Here is a 734-nt window from a genome sequence, read left to right on the forward strand (position 1 = left end):
CGTTTCGAGCGGTTCTTTATCTTTATGATGATCTGGCCTGTCAGTCCAGCTGACTTTCTCTGTATGCTGGCTGCCCTGACCAAGATGACCTTCAAACGCTATATGATTATCATCATTCTGACCAAGCCCTTTACTCTAGTGGTTTATACTTATGGTTTGACCTATATCATTGATTTCTTCTGGCAGATGTTTTGAGAATAGAAAATAGCCTGATACTAAATATACTTTAGTATGGAAATCATGCCTATTTTTCGATAGTGAATCGAGGACTTACCCAGCCTTTCCGTCGTGATAAAAACACCTGAAATCTAATGGTTTCAGGTGTTCGGGAACTTTGAGACATTAGGCTCAAAGTTTAGGTATGGAATTTCGAAGAAAGTCGCTACCGTCCGTAATCACTTAAGGAAAGGCTCAAAAACATTTTCATCAAACAAAACATCCGTTTGGTTTCCCAAGCGGATGGTTTCTTTGTTTTATTTTGCGACACTCTTAGCGAGGACAAAGTTTCCAAGTGTGGCAGAACCATTGCCTGCAACTGCTGGAGTGACAATGTAGTCACGCACGTCTGGTACTGGTAGGTAACCATTTAGAAGAGCTGTAAATTTCTCACGCACACGGTCCAGCATGTGTTGTTGGGCCATAACCCCACCACCAAAGACGATCACATCTGGACGGAAAGTCACAGTAGCATTGACCGCAGCCTGAGCGATATAGTAGGCTTGAACATCCCAGAC

The 734-nt window shown here is 42.9% G+C and carries 1 protein-coding gene and 1 pseudogene; one reads left to right on the top strand and one right to left on the bottom strand.

Features of this window, described 5'->3' with window-relative positions:
- Positions 1-195, top strand: a pseudogene (locus tag GMD6S_RS09800) (TVP38/TMEM64 family protein); the annotation flags it as partial.
- 278 nt (positions 196-473) lie between these two features.
- On the opposite strand, the gene GMD6S_RS09805 reads toward GMD6S_RS09800, so the two are convergent.
- A partial coding sequence (locus GMD6S_RS09805) for an ROK family protein (protein WP_000326181.1) occupies positions 474-734 on the bottom strand: 261 nt, incomplete at its 5' end.

The organism is Streptococcus sp. GMD6S (genome assembly GCF_000297015.1).